The organism is Phenylobacterium sp. SCN 70-31, assembly GCF_001724605.1.
Classification (GTDB): domain Bacteria; phylum Pseudomonadota; class Alphaproteobacteria; order Caulobacterales; family Caulobacteraceae; genus Phenylobacterium.
The window spans coordinates 183025-202542 of sequence record NZ_MEEX01000007.1; the positions used below are offsets into that span (position 1 = coordinate 183025).

15 protein-coding genes are annotated in these 19518 nt (G+C 69.2%); 7 read left to right on the plus strand and 8 right to left on the minus strand.

The window, feature by feature from the left end:
* Positions 1 to 2: 2 nt before the first annotated feature.
* From ABS78_RS07540 to ABS78_RS07560, 5 genes are all read right to left on the minus strand, one after another.
* A complete protein-coding gene (locus ABS78_RS07540) occupies positions 3 to 2207 on the minus strand; it encodes a chemotaxis protein CheA (protein WP_293376639.1) in 2205 nt (734 codons plus the stop codon).
* Between the two features lie 41 nt (positions 2208 to 2248).
* Positions 2249 to 2620 carry a response regulator gene (locus ABS78_RS07545; protein ID WP_293376641.1) on the minus strand — a complete coding sequence of 124 codons (372 nt, stop codon included), beginning with the start codon at positions 2618 to 2620 and terminating at the stop codon, positions 2249 to 2251.
* Between the two features lie 4 nt (positions 2621 to 2624).
* Positions 2625 to 2921 (minus strand): STAS domain-containing protein, encoded by a 297-nt coding sequence (locus tag ABS78_RS07550; RefSeq protein ID WP_293376643.1) that lies wholly within the window; start codon positions 2919 to 2921, stop codon positions 2625 to 2627.
* A gap of 2 nt (positions 2922 to 2923) precedes the next feature.
* The gene (locus ABS78_RS07555) at positions 2924 to 4837 is read right to left on the minus strand and encodes a methyl-accepting chemotaxis protein (RefSeq protein WP_293376645.1); all 1914 of its coding nucleotides are present in this window, start codon (positions 4835 to 4837) and stop codon (positions 2924 to 2926) included.
* Between the two features lie 330 nt (positions 4838 to 5167).
* Entirely contained in the window at positions 5168 to 5743 is a 576-nt protein-coding gene (locus ABS78_RS07560) for an XRE family transcriptional regulator (RefSeq protein ID WP_293376647.1), read from the minus strand.
* 275 nt (positions 5744 to 6018) lie between these two features.
* On the opposite strand from ABS78_RS07560, the gene ABS78_RS07565 reads away from it, so the two are divergent.
* Positions 6019 to 7104, plus strand: coding sequence for a PEPxxWA-CTERM sorting domain-containing protein (locus tag ABS78_RS07565; protein WP_293376649.1), 1086 nt, complete (start codon positions 6019 to 6021; stop codon positions 7102 to 7104).
* 4 nt (positions 7105 to 7108) lie between these two features.
* Positions 7109 to 9067, plus strand: coding sequence for a toll/interleukin-1 receptor domain-containing protein (locus ABS78_RS07570; RefSeq protein WP_293376651.1), 1959 nt, complete (start codon positions 7109 to 7111; stop codon positions 9065 to 9067).
* A 51-nt stretch (positions 9068 to 9118) separates the two neighbouring features.
* Here the strand turns inward: ABS78_RS07570 and ABS78_RS07575 are convergent, their stop codons facing one another.
* A complete protein-coding gene (locus ABS78_RS07575; protein WP_293376653.1) occupies positions 9119 to 10888 on the minus strand; it encodes a tetratricopeptide repeat-containing protein in 1770 nt (589 codons plus the stop codon).
* Positions 10889 to 11307: 419 nt separating this feature from the next.
* On the opposite strand from ABS78_RS07575, the gene recA reads away from it, so the two are divergent.
* The 3 genes from recA to ABS78_RS07590 all read left to right on the plus strand — a co-directional run bounded on the left by recA (position 11308) and on the right by ABS78_RS07590 (position 16237).
* Complete coding sequence (recA, locus tag ABS78_RS07580) at positions 11308 to 12390, plus strand: recombinase RecA (RefSeq protein ID WP_293376655.1); 1083 nt, start codon at positions 11308 to 11310, stop codon at positions 12388 to 12390.
* Positions 12391 to 12820: 430 nt separating this feature from the next.
* Complete coding sequence (alaS, locus tag ABS78_RS07585; RefSeq protein WP_293376681.1) at positions 12821 to 15466, plus strand: alanine--tRNA ligase; 2646 nt, start codon at positions 12821 to 12823, stop codon at positions 15464 to 15466.
* 108 nt (positions 15467 to 15574) lie between these two features.
* The gene (locus ABS78_RS07590; protein WP_293376683.1) at positions 15575 to 16237 is read left to right on the plus strand and encodes a PEPxxWA-CTERM sorting domain-containing protein; all 663 of its coding nucleotides are present in this window, start codon (positions 15575 to 15577) and stop codon (positions 16235 to 16237) included.
* Positions 16238 to 16326: 89 nt separating this feature from the next.
* Here the strand turns inward: ABS78_RS07590 and ABS78_RS07595 are convergent, their stop codons facing one another.
* Positions 16327 to 16710 carry a VOC family protein gene (locus ABS78_RS07595; RefSeq protein WP_293376685.1) on the minus strand — a complete coding sequence of 128 codons (384 nt, stop codon included), beginning with the start codon at positions 16708 to 16710 and terminating at the stop codon, positions 16327 to 16329.
* 120 nt (positions 16711 to 16830) lie between these two features.
* Here ABS78_RS07595 and ABS78_RS07600 point away from each other — a divergent pair, with 120 nt between their 5' ends.
* Positions 16831 to 17091 carry a hypothetical protein gene (locus tag ABS78_RS07600; RefSeq protein WP_293376687.1) on the plus strand — a complete coding sequence of 87 codons (261 nt, stop codon included), beginning with the start codon at positions 16831 to 16833 and terminating at the stop codon, positions 17089 to 17091.
* A gap of 78 nt (positions 17092 to 17169) precedes the next feature.
* Here ABS78_RS07600 and ABS78_RS07605 read toward each other — a convergent pair whose 3' ends face one another.
* Positions 17170 to 18384, minus strand: coding sequence for an NADP-dependent isocitrate dehydrogenase (locus ABS78_RS07605; protein WP_293376689.1), 1215 nt, complete (start codon positions 18382 to 18384; stop codon positions 17170 to 17172).
* A 252-nt stretch (positions 18385 to 18636) separates the two neighbouring features.
* On the opposite strand from ABS78_RS07605, the gene ABS78_RS07610 reads away from it, so the two are divergent.
* The gene (locus ABS78_RS07610; protein ID WP_293376691.1) at positions 18637 to 19434 is read left to right on the plus strand and encodes an RNA methyltransferase; all 798 of its coding nucleotides are present in this window, start codon (positions 18637 to 18639) and stop codon (positions 19432 to 19434) included.
* Positions 19435 to 19518: the final 84 nt, after the last annotated feature.

The window sequence follows — 19518 nt, forward strand, 5'->3', positions numbered from 1 at the left end:
GTTCAAGACGCCTTCCGCATGTCGCCCCGGGAGACCGAGACGATGGTGTCGATGTCGAGGATGAGAGCGACGCGGCCGTCGCCCAGGATGGTGGCCGCGGCGACGCCGGGCACCTGCCGGTAGTTGGCCTCCAGAGACTTGATGACCACCTGGCGCTGACCCTGGATCGCGTCGACCAGGAGGGCGGCGCGCGCGCCGCCTTCGCTCTCGATCAGCAGGGCGACGCCCTGGGTCGCCTCCAGGGGCTCGCGCCGGTAGCCCAGCGCCATGCCCACATCGATCAGGGGTACGAAGCCGCCGCGGATCGAGATGACCCGGGCATGTCCGCCCAGGCTGTGGACGTCCTCCGCCTTGGGCTGGAGCGTCTCGACGATGGCGGTGATCGGGGCGACCAGGGTCTGACCGTGGGCCGAGACCACCATGCCGTCCAGCACCGCGAGGGTGAGCGGCAGGCTCATGGTGAAGGTCGAGCCCTGGCCGGGACGCGAGGCGATGGTGATACGTCCGCCGAGCGCCTGGATCGAGCGGCGGACGACGTCCATGCCGACGCCGCGGCCCGAGATGTCGCTGACCTCGGCGGCGGTCGAGAAGCCGGGCATGAAGATCAGGTTGTCGATCTCCTCGTCCGACAGCGCGGCCTCGGCCGAAATCAGACCCTTTTCGGTGGCGATGCCCTTGACGCGTTCCCGGTTGATGCCGCCGCCGTCGTCCGACACCTCGATCACGATACGCCCCGAGCGGTGGAACGCCGCGAGCCTGACCACGCCCTCGGCCGGCTTTCCGGCGGCGGCGCGCTTCTCGGGGCTTTCGAGGCCGTGGTCGATGGCGTTGCGGATCATGTGGGTCAGCGGGTCGGCCAGGCGCTCGATGACGGTCTTGTCGACCTCGGTGCCCTCGCCCTCGGTCACCAGGCGCACGGGCTTGCCGGTCATGGCCGCCACCTCGCGCACCAGGCGCGGCATCCGCTGGAACACCGATTTCACCGGCTGGGCGCGGATGGCCATGACGCTGTCCTGGATCTCGCGGGTGAGCTGCTCCAGCTCGTCCAGGCCCATGGCGACGGCGCTGGCGCGGGCCAGGCCCGCCTCCATGACGCGCTGCGACAGCACGGCCTGGTTGATGACCAGCTCGCCGACAAGGTCGATCAGGCGATCGACGCGATCCAGGTCTACGCGGATGGTCGCGCCGGCTTCTGTCTTGCGCATATGGGCCGCCCCCTGCGCATCGGCCGCGGGCTCAGGGGCGGACGACACGACGCTGAGGGCGGGCTTCGCCGGGGCGTCGACGATCTCCGGAGCGACCGCGACGGCCGGGACCTCGGCGTCCGGCGAAAGGGCGGCGATCAGCGAGCCGACATCGATGTCGGCCGCAGGGTCGGAGACCCGTGCGGGCCCGTCGTCCGACACGCGGGCCATGAGGGCGGCGAGATCGAAGCCGTCGGCGGAGGATTCGCTGCCGCCGAGCGGCATGATCTCCAGCTCGCAGTCGCCGTCGACCCATTCGAAGACCTCGCGGATCGCGGCTTCGTCGGCTTCGCCCGTCAGGGTGACGGTCCAGGCCAGGTAGGCGGCTTCGGGATCCAGATCGGCGAGGGCCGGCAGGCCGCTGGCGTCCAGTTCGACCGCGACCTGGCCTATGCGCGCCAGCTCCCGTAGCAGCAGGGCGGCTTCGTTCGCCTTGGCGTACAGGTCGGCGCGCGGCTTGAACCGGATCACGAAGCCGGACGTTCCCGGAGCCTCTGCGGCCGGATCCATGTCCACCGTCATGGGCTTGAATTCGAAGTCGCCCCAGTCGTCCTCGCCCGCTTCGGACTCATCGTGGGCGCCGCCGCTCATGGCCTTGAGTTCTTCCGACAGCGCGGCTTGCGACGGGTGTTCGTCCTCCGAGCCCGAGTGCGCCGCGCGGACCAGATCGGCCAGGACATCGGCCGCCCGCAGCATGGTCTTCAGCACTTCGGCGCCGACGGCCAGGCGGCCCGAACGCATCTCGTCCAGCGCCGTCTCGAAGACGTGGGCGAAGCGGATCAGAGCCTCCAGGCTGAAGGCCCCCGCGCCGCCCTTGATGGAATGCACCGCCCGGAAGACGGCGTTGATGGTCTCGGGATCCTGGTCCCCGCCCTCCATGGCGAGCAGGCCGGATTCCAGCTCGGCGAGCTGTTCCTCGCATTCCTGGAAGAAGGTCTCCCGGATGGCGGCTAGGGCGTCCACGGGCGCGTTCCCTGTTCTGGCTGATCTGGGGGCTGTCGGGGTCAGGCGGCGACGCGGCGGATGGCGTCGACCAGCTTGACCGGGTTGAACGGCTTGACGATCCAGCCGGTGGCGCCCGCGTTGCGGGCCCGGCTCTTCTTCTCGGCGTCGCTCTCGGTCGTCAGGACCAGGATCGGGATGCCGCGCCAGCGCTGGTCGCTGCGGACTTCCTCGATGAAGCCGAAGCCGTCCATGCGCGGCATGTTGATGTCGGTGACGATGACCTGCGGGGCGTCGCTCTCGGCGGCGAGGACCTCGAGGCCGTGCAGGCCGTCCTCGGCCTGGACGACTCGGTAGCCGGCGTCGCAGAGCGCCAGGCGCAGCATCTCGCGCATGGTCCGCGAGTCGTCGACGGTAAGGACGGTCAAGCTCATGGGATCAGTCCTGAACGGGTGAAATGGAAGCCTCGGCAGGCAGGCAGAGCCGGGTCGCGCCCATCAGGGCGAGGCCATCGAGAAACTCGGGAGAGGGCGAGCAGACCTGGAAGTCCGCGCCGTCGGCGGCCCAGGCGGCCTGGGCCGACAACAGCACCTGCAGGCACTGGCCGCCGAGACGCCGCACATCGGACGCATCCAGGACCAGCGGCTGGCCGCGGCGGCCGATCAGCGCCTTGGCGAGGGGCGCGGCGGCGGTCATCTCCAGGCTCTCGGCCAGCGCCAGGGGGTCGGTGCTCATGCTCAGAACTCGTCCCAGTCGTCTTCTTGAGTGGCGGGAAGGGCAGGCTTCGGCGCGGCGCCGCCACGGCCGATGGTCTTCATGGCGGGCGCCGGAACCGCGGGGGCTTGGGCGCGGGACGCCGGAGTCGGCCCCTGGGCGGCGCCACCGGCGCCCAGGTCGAAGCGGGCGATCAGGCGAGACAGGGCTTCGGACTCCCCGGTCAGGGCGTGGCTCGCGGCGGTGGCCTCCTCGACCATGGCCGCATTCTGCTGGGTGACCTGATCCATCTGGTTGATGGCGGTGTTCACCTGCTGGAGGCCGGTCGCTTGCTCCTGGGCCGAGGCGGCGATCTCGGTCACCGAGCCGTTGATGTGGGTCACCTGCTCCAGGATCCGCTCCAGGACCTTCCCGGTCTCGCCCACGAGGCCGACGCCGCGGTCGACCTGCTGGGACGACGCCGAGATGAGCGCCTTGATCTCCTTGGCGGCTCCGGCCGAGCGCTGCGCCAGGGCGCGCACCTCGGAGGCGACGACGGCGAAGCCTTTGCCCGCCTCGCCGGCGCGAGCCGCCTCCACGCCGGCGTTCAGCGCCAGCAGGTTCGTCTGGAACGCGATCTCGTCGATCACCCCGATGATCTGGCTGATCTGCTGCGAGGAAGCCTCGATCTCGCTCATGGCCGAGACGGCGTCCCGGACCACCACGCCCGAGCGTTCGGCGTCGTCGCGCGCCTCGGAGACCGCATCCCGGGCCGAACCGGCGCCATCGGCCGTCTTGCGGACCGTGGCGGTGATCTGGTCGAGGGCGGCGGCGGTCTCCTCCAGGCTGGCGGCCTGCTGTTCGGTGCGACGCGAGAGGTCGTCGGAGGCCTGGCTGATCTCGCCGGCGCCCGAGCGGACGGCGGTGGCGTTGACCGCCACCTCGCGCAGGGTCGACTGGAGCGTGTCCATCGCGCGGTTGAAGTCGGCGCGGAGCTGCTCGTAGTGGGGCGGGAAGGGCTCGGCGATGCGGAAGGTGAGGATCCCGGCGGCCAGACGGCTCAGTCCCTGGGCCAGATCGTCGACCACCTTCGACTGCTCGGCGGCGCTGGCTGCGCGATCGGCGTCGTTCGCGGCGCGGGCCGTCTCGGCGGCGCGGCGCTGCTCGGCGGCCTGGGCCTCGATGCGGACCTTCTCGGCGGCGGTGTCCTTGAAGTGCTGGACGGCGGCGGCCATGCGCCCCACCTCGTCCCGACGATCCCGCGCGGGCACCTCGACAGTGGTGTCGCCGCCGGCCAGCCTGCCCATGACGTCGGCCATCCTGGAGACGGGTCTGGCGATGGCGGCCGACAGGATCGCACCCATCGTCACCGAGAACGCGACCGACAGCAGGGCGCCGATGGCCAGCAGGATCATGGCGAACGTCTGCGACGTGGTCTGAGATTCGGCGCGCGCCTTGAGCTGGGCCTGCTCCCGGCCGACGGCGACCTCCATGGCCTCGCGGAACTCGGTCAGGCCGCCCTTGGTCGAGAGCTGCGTCATGGCTTCGGCGCGGCGGATCGGGTCCTGGCCCGCCGCGACCAGATCCGCTTCCTCGGCCTCGAGCCTGCGGGCGGCGTCCCTGACCGCGCCGATCCGCGCGCCGTCCTCGGGAGAGGCCTTCTCCCACCCGGCGAGAGAGCGATCGAAATCCTTCCGGGCGTTTTCGACCTGCGCCAGGAACGCAGGATCGCCGCTGGCGACGAGGCCGCGGATGGCGTTCTGGCGCTCGATGCGCGCCATCAGCGCCCGGTCGGCCAGTTCGAGCCGGGCCACGCTCTCGTCGTTGAGGCGCACCGCCTCCCGGATGCTCAGCAGGCTGGCGAAGACGGCCGCGCACATGACCGCCACGACCGCCACCACGACCGCAAAGCTTCCGGCGAGTTTGCTGGAGATGTTCATGTTGCGCAGGGCGTTCATCGGGATCTCGGGGGCGGGAAGGATCGGGCGTGGAAATCGGGCGGCCGACGGGCGGGGTGTCTATGCGACCGCAAGGGCGTGGCGTGCGGCGGCGGGGGTCCTGATCGATCGCATCCCGGGTTCGCCCTCATGCCGTTGAAGTTGGGCGGCGACCGACAAGTCCCGCCTTTGAGAACATCTCAAACGTGGTTTGATTATTGGTAAATTGTGGGAATTATCCGGGAAGATCGGGAATCAAACGTCGCCAAAACGTCGCCAAGCGAGAGTTCGCACCGAGACTTGCAAATCTTAGGTTGAGTTTGGAGCGAGGAGACCGTGGCTGGGCGGTGGTCAGGTCCCGAAAGTGCTTTCGCCCGACGCCACCAGCAGCACCTTGGCCGGCGCCGTCGGCGCGATCAGCGCATATCCCGCGGCGGCGTCGAAATACACCGCGTCGCCCGCGCCCAGGGTGAGCGGCGCGTAAAGGTGGCTGTGCAATTCCACCTCGCCGGCGACGACGTAGGCGTAGGCCTCGCCTTCATGAGCCGCCATCGGCCCGTGGAGATCGAGGCTGGTCGCTGTGACGTCGAGCACCACCGGCGAAAGGCTCTTGGACAGAAGGTCGGCGCCGGCTCGGCGCCCCGTGGCGCCTCCGATCCGCGCGGGCGGACCTTCCCCCGCCCGGATGACGGCGCGGCGACCCGAAGCGGCCGGCGCCGTCTCGGCCTCCCGCGCGACCAAGCCCTCCAGGTCCACTTCGAGCGCCCGGCAGAGGCGCATGAGCTTCTCGTAGTTCAGGGCGTTCTGACCCAGTTCGACCCGCGAGATGGTCGAGATCGGCACGCCGCTGTGGGCCGACAAGGTGGCCAGGTTCCAGCCGCGTGCAAGACGCAGCTTGCGGATGGCCGCGCCGGTCCTTTCTGACATGCGGGTGCGCATAGCGCGGAGAGCCCTTCACCTGGATGGGTCCAGGTTAAGGTGATTCACATATCGGCATGCACGGACGTCTTCGGCGGGTCGCTCAGATTGAGGAGGCGGTTCGTGGTCTCCGCCAGAGCGGTGCGCTGCGTAAGGCGAGTTGTATCCTCGGATTTTCAACCCACACAAGAACGAGATCGCACGCGCCGGCGTGCATGCTACGGTTAACGGGAAGGATAGGGACTCGCGGGGGCGGGTCCTCGGCGTTGTAGCCGGAGGGGCTGATGCGAAGCGTGAAGTATCTGGCTGCGGGGCTCTTCCTGCTCGCGACGAACGCCGCCCAGGCCCAGTCGATCGAGGCGACGCCGACGGGTTATGGCGAGATTTCCGAAACGTCGGTCGTGCCGTTCTCGACGACGCTGCCGCGTGGCTACAATGTCATCAATCTGGGCGGCCGAGGCGGCAGCGTGGAGTCGATCGTCGAGATCAGCGCCAGCCAGATCAGCTTCGAGAGCGGCGTCGCGGTTTCGGGCGCCTTCTCGACGGCCACCTCGTATTCCGGCGTCGATGTCACGATCACGAACATGTCTGACAACCTGCTGTCGATCTCTGAATTCGAGTCGACCATCATCCCCGCCGGCATGGGCTTCTACCTTCAGGAGCGCGTGGGGCCGGCGACCGACAACAACATCTTCACCGGCTATGGCCAGACGTTTTCGGGCCTGACGTTCGAGGACCTCAGCACGCATGCGGAGGCGTACTCGCCGTTCGCCTACGCCGACTTCGACTTCTCGGTCGTCAGCAATGACGTGACGCTCTATTCGCTCAGCGGCTCGATCAGCCTCGCCTTCGATTCCGAGGGCAACGTCATCCCGAACTACAACCTCGACGCGGCGTCGGCGGCGCTGAACGGCTTCGTCCTGGCGTTCGGGAGCGAGACCTTGCCGAACCAGCTCGCGTGGGCCTATGCGTGGGATTCCACGAACATCGTGCTGCCGCTGAGCGCGCTGCTGGAAACCGGACAGAGCCAGGTGATCCAGTACCGGACCAGCGTCACGGCCTACACGCGCTCGGATTGCATCACGGCGACCACCTGCCTCGTGGCGTATTCGGGCTTCGGCGATCCCATCGGCCGCGGCGGCGGCGTCGAGTTCGAGTCGTTCGCCGCCATGCGGGGCTTCGGCGCCCTGGACGCCCCCGAGCCCAAATACATCACGGGCATCAACTTCTCGCCTCAGTTCATCGATCCCGTCCGGCTGACGGATGGCGGCGGCGTCGTGCCCGAACCCTCGACCTGGGCCTTCATGATCTTTGGCTTCGGCTTTGCGGGAGCGGCGTTGCGGCGCCGGCGTACGCTGTCGTACATTTGAGGGCATGGGGGACGGCGACGGGGCACCTGATACGCGGCGAGAAGGCGCTTTCGCCTATCGGGCGTTCATAAGCTACAGCCACCGCGACCGTGACTTCGCCCAACGCCTGCACCGCGAGGTCGAGGGCTATCGCCTTCCCGGCAAGCTGATCGGCAAGGTCACCGCCGTGGGCGAGGTTCCCCGGCGTCTCCGCCCGATCTTCCGCGACCGCGAGGAGCTCCCGGCTTCCGGCGATCTCAGCGCCGAACTGACCTCGGCGCTGCGCGGGTCGATGTTCCTGGTGGTGATCTGCTCTCCGGCGGCGGCCAGGTCCCGGTGGGTCAACGAGGAGATTCTCCAGTTCAAGCGGCACCACGGCGAGGGCCGGGTTCTGGCCCTGGTCGTGGACGGTGAACCGAACGCATCGGCCATGCCGGGCGCGGAGGAGCGCGAGTGCTTTCCGCACGCGCTGCGATTCCGGATCGGGCCCGACGGCGCCCTGTCCTCGACACCGGCCGAGCCGATCGCCGCCGATTTCCGGCGCGAGGCGGATGGTCCGCGACTGGCCACCCAGAAGCTGATCGCCGGCCTCACGGGCCTCAAGCTGGACGAGCTGGTCCAGCGCGAGACCCAGCGGCGCATCGCCCAGATGACGGCCATCGCGTCCGGCGCGGTCGTCGGGATGCTGGTGACGGGCGGACTCGCGTTCTACGCCAACTCGCTGCGGATCGAGGCGAACCACCAGCGGACCATCGCCCAGCACGAGGCCGCCGCCGCCCGCGCGGCCGCCGACTATCTGGTCGGCACCTTCGAGCTGTCGAACCCGGCGACCGAGAATCCCCGCACCATCACGGCCCTGACCATCCTGGGCCGCAGCGTGGAGCGGGCGCGGGCCGAACTGGCGGACCAGCCGGCCATCCAGGCCCGGCTGCTGGCCACCTTGGGACGGGCCTACAACAACCTCGGCCTGTTGGGCGAGGCGCGCACGGCGGTGGAGGCGGCCCTGCCGGTGATCGACCGCTCCGGTCCCGACGGCGCGGAGGCGCTGCTGGTCCTGGCCACCACCTATGCGCGGGAGGGGCAGCTGGAGCTGGCGCTCGCCACAGTGCGGCGCGCCGAGGAGCGGCTGACCGGCGATGGTCCTCAGAATGCGAACCTGCGGGCTCTGGCGGCCCTGACCGAGGGGCGGATCCACACGTCGGCCTCGAACGTCAAGGCGGGGGTCGCCGCCTTCGACCGCGCCCTGGCCCACTATCGCGCGGCCGGGGCCGATGCGTCGCGCGGCGCGCTGGCGATGGCGCTGAACAATCGTGGCCTGCTCCTCTCGGACGACGGCCAGTTCGACGAGGCGCGGTCCTCGCTCGCAGAGTCGCTGAAGCTGTTCCAGGCCTCTCTCGGCGAAACCCATCTCTCGACGGGCAAGGCGTGGTTCGCGCTGGCCCAGAACTCGTTCAACGCCGGTGACCTGAAGCGCGCCCAGGTCGAGATCGCCAACGCGCTCCGGATCGAACGCGCGGTGCTGGACGACGACAATCCGATCCTCGCCGACACCCTGTCGATGCAGGGCCAGATCCTGCACGGCCTGGGGCGGTTGCCCGAGGGAGAACAGGCCCTGCGCGAAGCCATCGTCATCTACCGCCAGGCTTTTGGCGGGCCGCACTACCTCATCGGCATCGCCGATGTGTACCTGGCCCTGATCGCCTCGGACCGAGGCGATTCCCGCGGGGCGCTCGAAGCGCTGGACGACGCCAAGCGCAACTATGACGTCGGCTACGGCAGGACCCATCCCAACCACGGCGACCTGCTGGTCAATCGCGCCAAGGTACTGGCGCGGGCGGGCCGGATGGCCGAGGCCCGGTCCGACTGCGCCGCCGGCATGGCGATCCTCGACCAGACGCTGGGGGCTGACGCCCGTTTCACCAAGAGCATGGCCGCCGAGTGCCGGGCGCTCGGCCAGGCTCCCGCCGTCGCGACCGGTCGCTGATCCCGGGACGCTGTTCCTGGGGCGACGATCCAGGGCCGCCGCCTGGCGGCGTCAGTCCTTCGGTCGGCGGCTGAGGCGATAGAGCGGATAGACGCCAAAGCCCTTGGGAAGCGCGACCTTGCCGACGTAGTTGCAGTCGAACGGATGATCGTCCTGCATCTCCAGCACCGCGGCGAACGGCTCGGTGACGTACACGCTTCCAGACGGCGTGACCGGTTCGATCCGCGCGGCGCGCGACACCTCGCTGCCGTAGTAGTTCGTGCGCTTGGTGACGGGATCGTAGCCCGAGTAGGTCGAGCCGTAGTGCAGGGCGATGCGCATGGCCGTGCCTTCGCGGACACCGAGGCGCCGGCAGTCGACCTTGGCCAGGCCCTCGCAGAGATCGAGCGCCGCTGCGGCCGCGGTCGGCGCGTCGCTGAAGACGGCGAAGATGGCGTCGCCCCAGGTGTTGCCCTGGCGGATCACCTCGCCATAGCCCTCCAGTATGTGCGCCGCGCGCACCATGACCTCTTCCCAGAAGAGCGGCAGCACGCGTTCGTCCAGCTTCGAGAAGCCGGGGTAGTCGGTGAACATCAGGCCGTAGACGCCGCGCTCCACCTCCGACTTCTCGGGCGGCGGCGGCATGACCGGACGCACGAGGGGCGGCGCGATGATCACCTCGGACCGGCCGCCCGTCGCCTTCCAGGCGGTGATGTCCGAGCCGCTGAGCGTGCGGTCGCCGCGCGCCTCCACGATCACCAGTTGCAACGGTTCGGCGTGAAGCTGCCGGGCGCGCAGGCGCGTCATGCCCATGGTGACCTTGGAGCCGTAGGCGAACTGCTCCATCCCGCCCATGAAGACCATGTTGCTGCAGAAGGTCACCGAGGCGGCGCGATCGCGGCACGCCTCGTAGCGGCGGACCCAGCCTTCGCCGGCCGGCGCGACCGATTGTTCCAGGAAGTCGGCCTCGGCGAAGGGCAGGACGACGTGCAGCTCCGCGCCGGCGGCGAGGAGCTGTTCGGCGATCAGGATGTCGCTGCCGGCGGCCAGCGCCCCGTAGCCGAAGCCCACGTTCTCGCGCGCGATCAGGTCGCGCATGCGCGCGGCGAGGTCGTCCTCCAGTTCGGGGCCGCCCACGAAGATGTTGCCGCAGAACATCGCCACCTTCGGCGGCTGGATCAGTTCCAGCAGGGCGCCCATCTCGGCTTTGACGCTCCTGGCCGCCACCAGCCTCTGGAGCTGCAGGACCGTGGTGGAGCGGGCGCCCACGTCGGCGTCCGGCGCGGACAGGGCGCGGGCGAGCGCGTCGCGGGCCCCGTCCGCATCGCCCAGGACGACCAGCGCCTCGGCCAGGGTGGCCAGCGAGAAGTAGCCGGAGCGCTCCGCGGGCGGGGACTCCACCACCACCTCCCGGGCCAGTCGCTCGGCCAGTTCGGTCTTGCCGGCGATCAGGGCCAGGCTCGCGGCGTTGATGGCCGGGTAGCTGGACCGCGTGCGCCGATGGATCGCCTCGTAGAGGTCGCACGCTTCCAGCAGGCGCCTGCGATGGGGCGCGCCGCCGGCGAAGGCCAGATCCTTGAGCAGACGCGCCTTGAGCGACAGGGTGTCCACATCGCCCAGGTCGGCGAGGCCGTAGTCCTCGTACAGGCGAAGCGCCCGTTCGGTGTCGCCCAGGCGCGCGAGGGTCAGCACCTCGAGATAGTTCAGTTCGGCATGGCTGGTGTCGCCCCGTCGCGCCACTTCGTCGTAGGCGCCCAGAAGGTCGCCCCGCGCCAGGGCGGCGCGCACGTAGGCCGCCCGCCTCTCAGGCGTGGGAGGGGCTGGGGGCGTCTTCAGCGACACGGGCGGCCTCCGGCGTCGACGGCCCGTCCCGAGGCCCTGGCCTTCATGTCATGCACCCGCGAAAAGCCCCTCCGCCGAAACGCCCTCGGATGTGGCCCGCAAAGGCGCCGGTCCCCCGATCCGGCGTCACATCCCAAGTGTCGTGGCTTCGACGCTAGCCCGCGTCGCGCCGGACGTCCACGCCTCCACCCGCGGGAGGCGAGTGGCCGGGCCCCATCGCCGGCGTGTTCGGCTCCGAGGGCGGCGATCCCGAGCCGCGCGAGGCAGCCGGCGTGGCCTTGTCGCCACCCCAGGCCGGTAGAGAGGCGAATGTTGGCCAAGGAACATCTTGCGAACATGGAACAAAGGCGGTACATCTTGAGTCATCGGCGCGGCGTGGCCGTCCGGTTGGCGGAATCGTGGGATAGAGGGCGGATGACATGTCGCAATCGGCGTTGAGGCTCGTGGGCAAAGACGATTCGGAAAAGCAGCGCGCGCTCGAGGCGGCGCTGACGCAGATCGACCGGGCCTTCGGCAAGGGCTCGGTGATGAAGCTGGGCGACAAGGGCAAGGTCGTCGAGATCGAATCCGTGTCCACCGGTTCGCTCGGGCTGGACCTCGCGCTGGGCATCGGTGGCCTGCCCAAGGGCCGGATCGTCGAGATCTACGGTCCCGAAAGCTCGGGCAAGACCACCCTGGCGCTGCATGTGGTGGCCGAGGTCCAGAAGGCGGGCGGCACGGCGGCGTTCGTCGACGCCGAGCACGCGCTGGACCCGTCCTACGCCCACAAGCTGGGCGTGAACCTGGACGACCTCCTGGTGGCGCAGCCCGACACCGGCGAACAGGCGCTGGAGATCACCGACACCCTTGTGCGCTCGAACGCCGTGGACGTGATCGTGATCGATTCGGTGGCGGCGCTGACGCCGCGGGCCGAGATCGAGGGCGACATGGGCGACAGCCTGCCCGGCCTGCAGGCGCGACTGATGAGCCAGGCGCTGCGGAAGCTGACCGCCTCGATCTCCAAGGCCAAGACGCTGGTCATCTTCATCAACCAGATCCGCATGAAGATCGGGGTGATGTACGGCAGCCCCGAGACCACGACGGGCGGCAACGCCCTGAAGTTCTACGCCTCGGTGCGCCTGGACATCCGCCGCACCGGCTCGGTGAAGCAGCGGGACGAGATCGTCGGCAACAACGTCCGCGTGAAGGTGGTGAAGAACAAGGTGGCCCCGCCGTTCCGCGAGGTCGAGTTCGACATCATGTACGGCGAGGGCATCTCGAAGCTGGGCGAGATCATCGACCTGGGCGTGAAGGCCGGGGTGATCGAGAAGTCGGGCTCCTGGTTCTCGTGGAACTCGCAACGCATCGGTCAGGGACGTGACAACGTCCGCGAATTCCTGAAGGCCAACCCCGACATGGCGGGCCAGATCGAGCGTCAGGTCCGCGGGGCCAAGGACGCCGTAGAGGACCAGATGCTGGTGGGGCCGGCCGAGGGCGCGGACGACGAGGACGGGTCGCTCTGAGCCGAGCGGTTCCTCGAAAGGGCGAGGCGTTCCCGAGCCGGGCTAGCCTCTCCGCCAACGGGGCCTGCCTGCGCCGCCTTCCGCCGGCGGCGGCCCTTCGCATCTTTCGGGGCTCGAAGCCCGGCGTGGCCGCCCGCGCCGGGCTTCCTCATGCCCGGAGCGTATCCGGGCGTAATCCATCGTCCTTACAGACTTGCGGCGTTCGCCGGCGTTCGGTGTCGGCCCTTCGGGCGGTCGTGTCGTGGCGAACGCTCGCCAGGCCGCCCCCACCCCGCCAGGCCGACCTCAGCCGGTCAGGCGGACCTGGCGGGACCGACCTTTTCCTTTGGCGGGGCGTCGCAGGTTTCGTAAAGGGTCCGGAGTTCCCACCTGAATGGGTCGCGGTCCGCCGCGATCCGATCCCTCTCCACGACCTGACGACAGTAGCACGATGCCCAGCCTGAACGAGATCCGGACGCACTTCCTGGACCACTTCAAGCGGAACGACCACGAGGTCGTGGCCTCGGCGCCGCTCGTCCCGCAGAACGACCCGACGCTGCTGTTCGTCAACGCCGGGATGGTGCCGTTCAAGAACTACTTCACCGGCGCCGAAACCGCGCCGTGGCCGCGGGCGACGAGTTCGCAGAAATGCGTTCGCGCGGGCGGCAAGCACAACGATCTCGACAACGTCGGATACACCGCGCGCCACCACACCTTTTTCGAGATGCTCGGCAACTTCTCGTTCGGCGACTATTTCAAGGACGGCGCGATCGAGCAGGCCTGGGCGCTGATCCGCGACTTCGGCCTCTCGAAGGACAGGCTGCTGGTCACCGTCTATCACACCGACGACGAGGCGGCGTCGCTGTGGAAGAAGATCGCGGGCTTCTCCGACGACCGCATCATCCGCATCGCCACGGCGGACAACTTCTGGTCCATGGGCGACACGGGACCCTGCGGCCCGTGCTCTGAGATCTTCATCGACCAGGGCCCGGAACTGGCCGGGGGCCCGCCCGGCAGCCCGGACGAGGACGGCGACCGGTTCCTGGAGTTCTGGAACCTCGTCTTCATGCAGTTCGAGCGTTTCGCCGACGGAACCGAGCGTCCGCTGCCCAAGCCGCAGATCGACACCGGCATGGGCCTGGAACGGATCACCGCGATCCTTCAGGGGGTGCATTCGAACTACGACACCGACCTCTTCCGCACGCTGATCGCCGGCAGCGTCGAGGCGACCGGGGTGAAGGCCGAGGGCGAGGCGGCCCCATCGCACCGGGTGATCGCCGACCATCTCAGGGCGACCAGCTTCCTGATCGCAGACGGCGTGACGCCGTCGAACGAGGGCCGAGGCTATGTGCTGCGCCGGATCATGCGCCGGGCCATGCGCCATGCGCACCTGCTGGGCGCCGAGGAGCCCCTGATGCACAGGCTGGCGCCCACCCTGGTGGCCGAGATGGGCGACGCCTATCCCGAGCTGCGCCGGGCCGAGGACGCCATCGTCGACACGTTGCGTCAGGAGGAGGTGCGCTTCCGCACGACGCTGGGTCGGGGGATGGCGCTGCTGGACCAGGCGACCGCTGGCCTGACGGACGGCGGCGTGCTGCCGGGCGAGACGGCCTTCCAGCTCTACGACACCTACGGCTTTCCGCTGGACCTCACCCAGGACGCGGTGCGGGCGCGGGGCGTCACCGTGGACCTCGAGGGTTTCGACGCCGCCATGACGCGCCAACGCGAGATGGCGCGCGAGGCCTGGAAGGGCTCGGGGCAGGCGACGGCGGCGGCCGAGTGGTTTGCGATCCGCGACCGGCTGGGGCCGACGGTGTTCGTGGGCTACGACGAGACGGAGGCGACCGGCGAGCTTCTGACCCTGGTGGTCGATGGCCAGGAAGCCGACCGAGTCGGCTCGGGCGGCCGGGCGCAGGCGCTGTTCGACCGCACCCCGTTCTACGCCGAGAGCGGCGGCCAGGCGGGCGACCGTGGCGAGATCGAATGGACCGGCGGCCGCGCGCGCGTCCTCGACGTCCAGAAGCAGGCGGGCGACCTCCACGTCCACGACATCGAGGTGGTGGAGGGCGAACTCGCGCCCGGCGCTCGGGTGCGGCTGGCGGTCGATGCGGAACGCCGGGCGTCGACGCGGGCCAATCACTCGGCCACCCATCTGCTGCATTCGGCGCTGCGGAACGTGCTGGGCCGCCATGTGACCCAGAAGGGCCAGATGGTGGACGGCGAGCGCATCCGCTTCGACTTCAGCCACGGCCAGCCGGTGACGCCGGAGGAGATCGACAGGATCGAGGCCGAGGTGAACGCGGTGGTGCGACAGAACCTGGCCGCGGACACGCGCGAGATGGCGCCGGAGGCCGCCATGGAGGCGGGCGCCATGGCGCTGTTCGGCGAGAAGTACGGCGACAGCGTGCGCGTGCTGACCCTGGGCCGGGCGCTGAGCGGGGAGGGGAACTATTCGGTGGAGCTGTGCGGCGGCACGCATGTGGCGCGGACGGGCGACATCGCATTGTTCAAGATCGTGTCGGAGCAGGGGGTGGCCGCCGGCGTACGCCGGATCGAGGCCCTGACCGGCGAGGCGGCGCGGCGCTGGCTTCTGGAGCAGGCGGCGGTGGCCAAGGGCCTGGCCGACCAGTTCAAGGTTCCGGTCGTCGAGGTGACCGGGCGTGTGGAGGCGCTGCAGGCCCAGGCCCGCAAGCTGGAGAAGGACCTGGCCGAGGCCAAGCGTCAGCTCGCCATGGGCGGTGGCGGCGCCGGCGCGGCCTCGGGCCCCGAGGACATCGGTGGGGTGCAGGTGATCGCGCGCGTCATGGACGGCGTGGGCGGCAAGGACCTGCGGCCGATCGCCGAGGAATTCAAGAAGCAGCTTCCCGACGGCGTGATCGCGCTCATCGGCACGGCCGATGGCAAGGCGGCCGCGACGGTCGCCATCACGGGCGCCGCCCAGTCGCGGTTCAACGCGGCCGAGCTGGCGAAGGCGGCGGTGCTGGCCATGGGCGGACAGGGAGCCGGCGGCCGGCCCGATTTCGCCCAGGGCGGCGCACCCGACGGATCGCGCGCGGCCGATGGGCTGGCGGCGGTGAAGGCGGCTCTCACCGGCTGAGAGGCGAGTGGGCGTCGCGCCTCAGGGGAATGAAGCTGCGCGCGTCCCGGTTGTGGCGTCTGATGGCGCGTCGGGGCTCCGAATCCGGAGCTACATGGGGACTTCGGAATGACACGGAAATTTGTCGCGGCGCTCGCCGCCACCGCCGGGCTGGCGTTCGCCGCCACTCAGGCGCAAGCCACCGTCTTCGCGGGCAACTGGGAACTGACGGCCTACAACAGCGCCGATCCGGGGCTGGTGCTCAAGATCAACGGTCCGCTGACCGACACCTTCGATCTCGATCTGGGATCCGACCCGGTCCAGAGCTTCGACCTGTTCAAGCTCTACACCAACGAGACGAACGTCAACGGCGACGACACGGCATGGTCGGCCATCTCGCTGAAGTTCACGTTCGATTCGCCGAGCAACAACAACGGCCCGATCTTCGTCAACGGCGACACCAACGGCTACACCTTCTTCGGCATCTATCAGGCCGGCCAGCTGGTCTGGGACCAGGGCGGTCAGGCGCTTCTGACCTGGGGCCACGGCGAGCCCGGCCTGGAAGATCCGGGCCGCATGACCATCACGGTCAACGGCGGGACCTTCAACGAGGGCCTGTTCGGCCTCAACGAAGGCAAGAAGCACGGCCTCAAGGTCGCGGCCGAGTTCCACTGGGACAACAACCCCACCTTCGGCGCCGTTCCGGAGCCCGCCACCTGGGCGCTGATGATCGGCGGCTTCGGCATGGCCGGCGCGACTCTGCGTCGCCGTCGTTCGCTGGCTTACGCCTAGCTTCTGTCCGATACGACACGCGAACGGCCGGGGGGTGACCCCGGCCGTTTTTTGTTGCGGCTGGCTTCCGTCGTGGCGATCTCGCGCGATCAATCGGTGAGGTAGACGCACAGCTTGTTGCCCACCGGATCGCGGAAATAGGCGGCGTAGAAGCCGCTGGTGGCTTCGGGCGGACGATAGCCCGCCCCGCCTTCGTCGGCGCCGCCGGCGGCCAGGGCCGCGGCATGCACGGCGTCGACCTGCGCCTTGGAGGCCGCCTTGAGGGCGACCATGATCCCGTTGCCGGCGCGTGGGTCGCCGCCGTCGTACGGCCGGCAGATTCCGAGGCAGGGTTCACCGCCGAGCGGTCCGTAGAACGCCCAGCCGGGGAAGGGATCCTTGCGCTCGTAGTCCAGCGCGCCCAGGACGGCGTCGAAGAAGGGCAGGGCGGCCTCCACGTCGTGGGCGCCCAGGGTGACGTATCCGATGCTCATGCGTGGTCTCCTGTCTGTCGGCATCCTATGCGCAGATTCGAACAAATCAAGAACATGAATTGACGCGGGCGCGTGTCGGGCGTCTTCTCGAAGAACGCCGTTTCTTCGGGAGGTTCCGAGATGGAAGACCGTGGTCACTTTGGCGGGCAGACGACCGATGTCGTCGCGCACGAGCGCACCTATCACGCCTTCAGCGTCCTGGTCCGGTGGTCGATGCTGCTGATCGGCAATGCGATCCTGTGGCTGACTCTGTGGTTCGCGTCGCCCGCCGGGTTCTGGGGCGCGACGATCGTGGGCGCGGTGACGTTCCTGTTGGGCTACCTCTTCCTCGTCCGGCACGAGGAGAAGCAGCCGCTCGACGTCTGGGCCGAAGGGCGCTGAAGATAAAAGCGCCGCCCGCGGGGTCCGCGGGCGGCGCTCTGAAATCGATGTTTCCGCCCCCCTCGGAGGCGGCGCCGATCAGGCGGCCAGCGCCTTGTCCAGGTTGTCGGCCACCTTGTCGATGAAGCCTTCGGTGGTGAGCCACCCCTGAGTGTCGCCCACCAGCAGGGCGAGGTCCTTCGTCATCGAGCCGCTTTCGACGGTGGAGACGCACACCTGTTCCAGGGTCTTGGCGAAGCGGGCCAGTTCCTCGTTGTCGTCGAGCTTGGCGCGGTGGCTGAGGCCCTGGGTCCAGGCGAAGATCGAGGCGATCGAGTTCGTCGACGTCGACTCGCCTCGCTGATGCTGGCGGAAGTGGCGGGTCACGGTGCCGTGGGCGGCCTCGGCTTCCATGATCTTGCCGTCCGGCGTGATCAGCACCGAGGTCATCAGGCCCAGCGAGCCGAAGCCCTGGGCGACCTGATCCGACTGGACGTCGCCGTCGTAGTTCTTGCAGGCCCAGATGAAGGCGCCCGACCACTTCAGCGCCGAGGCGACCATGTCGTCGATCAGGCGGTGCTCGTAGACGAGGCCCGCGGCCTTGAACCGGTCGGCGAACTCGGCCTCGTAGACTTCGGCGAAGATGTCCTTGAAGCGGCCGTCATAGGCCTTGAGGATCGTGTTCTTGGTCGAGAGATAGACCGGATAGTTGCGGTTCAGCCCGTAGGCCATCGAGGCGCGGGCGAACTCGCGGATCGACTCGTCGAGGTTGTACATGCCCATGGCCACCCCGCTCGCGGGGAAGTCGAACACCTCGTGCTCGATCGTGTCGCCGTTCTCGCCTTCCCACTTGATCGTGAGCTTGCCCTTGCCCGGCACCAGGAAGTCGGTGGCCTTGTACTGGTCGCCGAAGGCGTGGCGGCCGACGATGATCGGCTGGGTCCAGCCGGGGATGAGGCGCGGCACGTTCTTGCAGATGATCGGCTCGCGGAAGACGACGCCGCCCAGGATGTTGCGGATCGTGCCGTTCGGCGACTTCCACATCTTCTTGAGGCCGAATTCCTTCACCCGGGCTTCGTCGGGCGTGATGGTCGCGCACTTGATGCCGACGCCGTACTTCTTGATCGCCTCGGCCGCTTCGACCGTCACCTTGTCGTCGGTGGCGTCGCGGTGCTCCATCCCCAGGTCGTAGTACTCGATCTTCAGGTCGAGGTAGGGGAGGATCAGCTTTTCCTTGATCAGTTTCCAGATGATGCGGGTCATCTCGTCCCCGTCGAGGTCTACGACGGGGTTGGTGACTTTGATCTTGGCCATGAGGGGCGGGGGCTCCGGGCGATAGAATGTCTTAAGGGCCGTATAGCCGCCGGGAGCGCCAACGCAAAGGCTCGCGAGGGGTCACCTTACGGCACGGACGCCTCTCCGGCTTCGCAACAGGCAGGCGACGGCCGGAGGCTGTGCGACGCGAGCGATCGGCGCCGTCGGACGCGTCGTCTGGAGGTTCCGTCGCGGTGGCGTTTCCATCGGCGAGGGTTGCCTTCCGGCGGGCGGGCGCCTCTAAGACGGGGCATGGCCAACGCCGCCCTCTCCGCACCCACCCTTTCCGCGCCGGCCGTCATCCTGACCACGCCCCAGCTCGCCGAGAACATCGGGGCCGTTGCGCGCATCATGGCCAACTTCGGCCTGTCGGATCTTCGCCTGGTGAATCCTCGCGACGGCTGGCCCCAGGAGCGTGCTTGGGCCCTGGCTTCGGGGGCGGAATGGCCGCTGAACGCCGCCCGGGTGCACGACACCGTGGCCGAGGCGGTCGCAGACCTGCAACTCGTCTTCGCCACGACCGCGCGTCCGCGAGAGCTGACCCTGCCGGTGCTGACGCCGCGGGCCGCCGCGGCGGAACTGGCGGGCGCGGCCGCCGAAGGGCGGCGCGTGGGCCTGTTGTTCGGCGGGGAACGCGCGGGGCTCGAGACCGCCGACATCGCGCTTTGCCAGGCGGTGGTGACCATTCCGATCGATCCGCGTTTTCGCTCGCTGAATCTCGCCCAGGCGGTGGCCATCAACGCCTATGAGTGGCGCACGACGGTCGCCGACGCTGCGCCGCCCGCCTTCCGCGAGGGACCGGAGCCAGCCTCGGGCGAGGCCCTGCTGGGCCTCTACCAGCACCTCGAGCGCGAACTGGAGACCGCGGGCTTCTTCCATCCGCCCGAGAAGACGCCGAACATGGTCCAGAACCTGCGGTCCGCGCTGGGCAAGGCGCGCTTCACCGATCAGGAGGTGCGCACGCTTCGCGGGGTGATCACCGCCCTCAGCCGGGGACGGGGCAAGGTGCTGGAGAAGATCGCCCGCAAGCGGGGCGAGGGCGAGGCGTGACGCCGTCCGGTGAAGGAGGGGCCGGCGAAGGAGGGCCCGGCGAAGGAATACCTGGCGCAGGAAGGCCGGGAGAAGGTCTGGCGC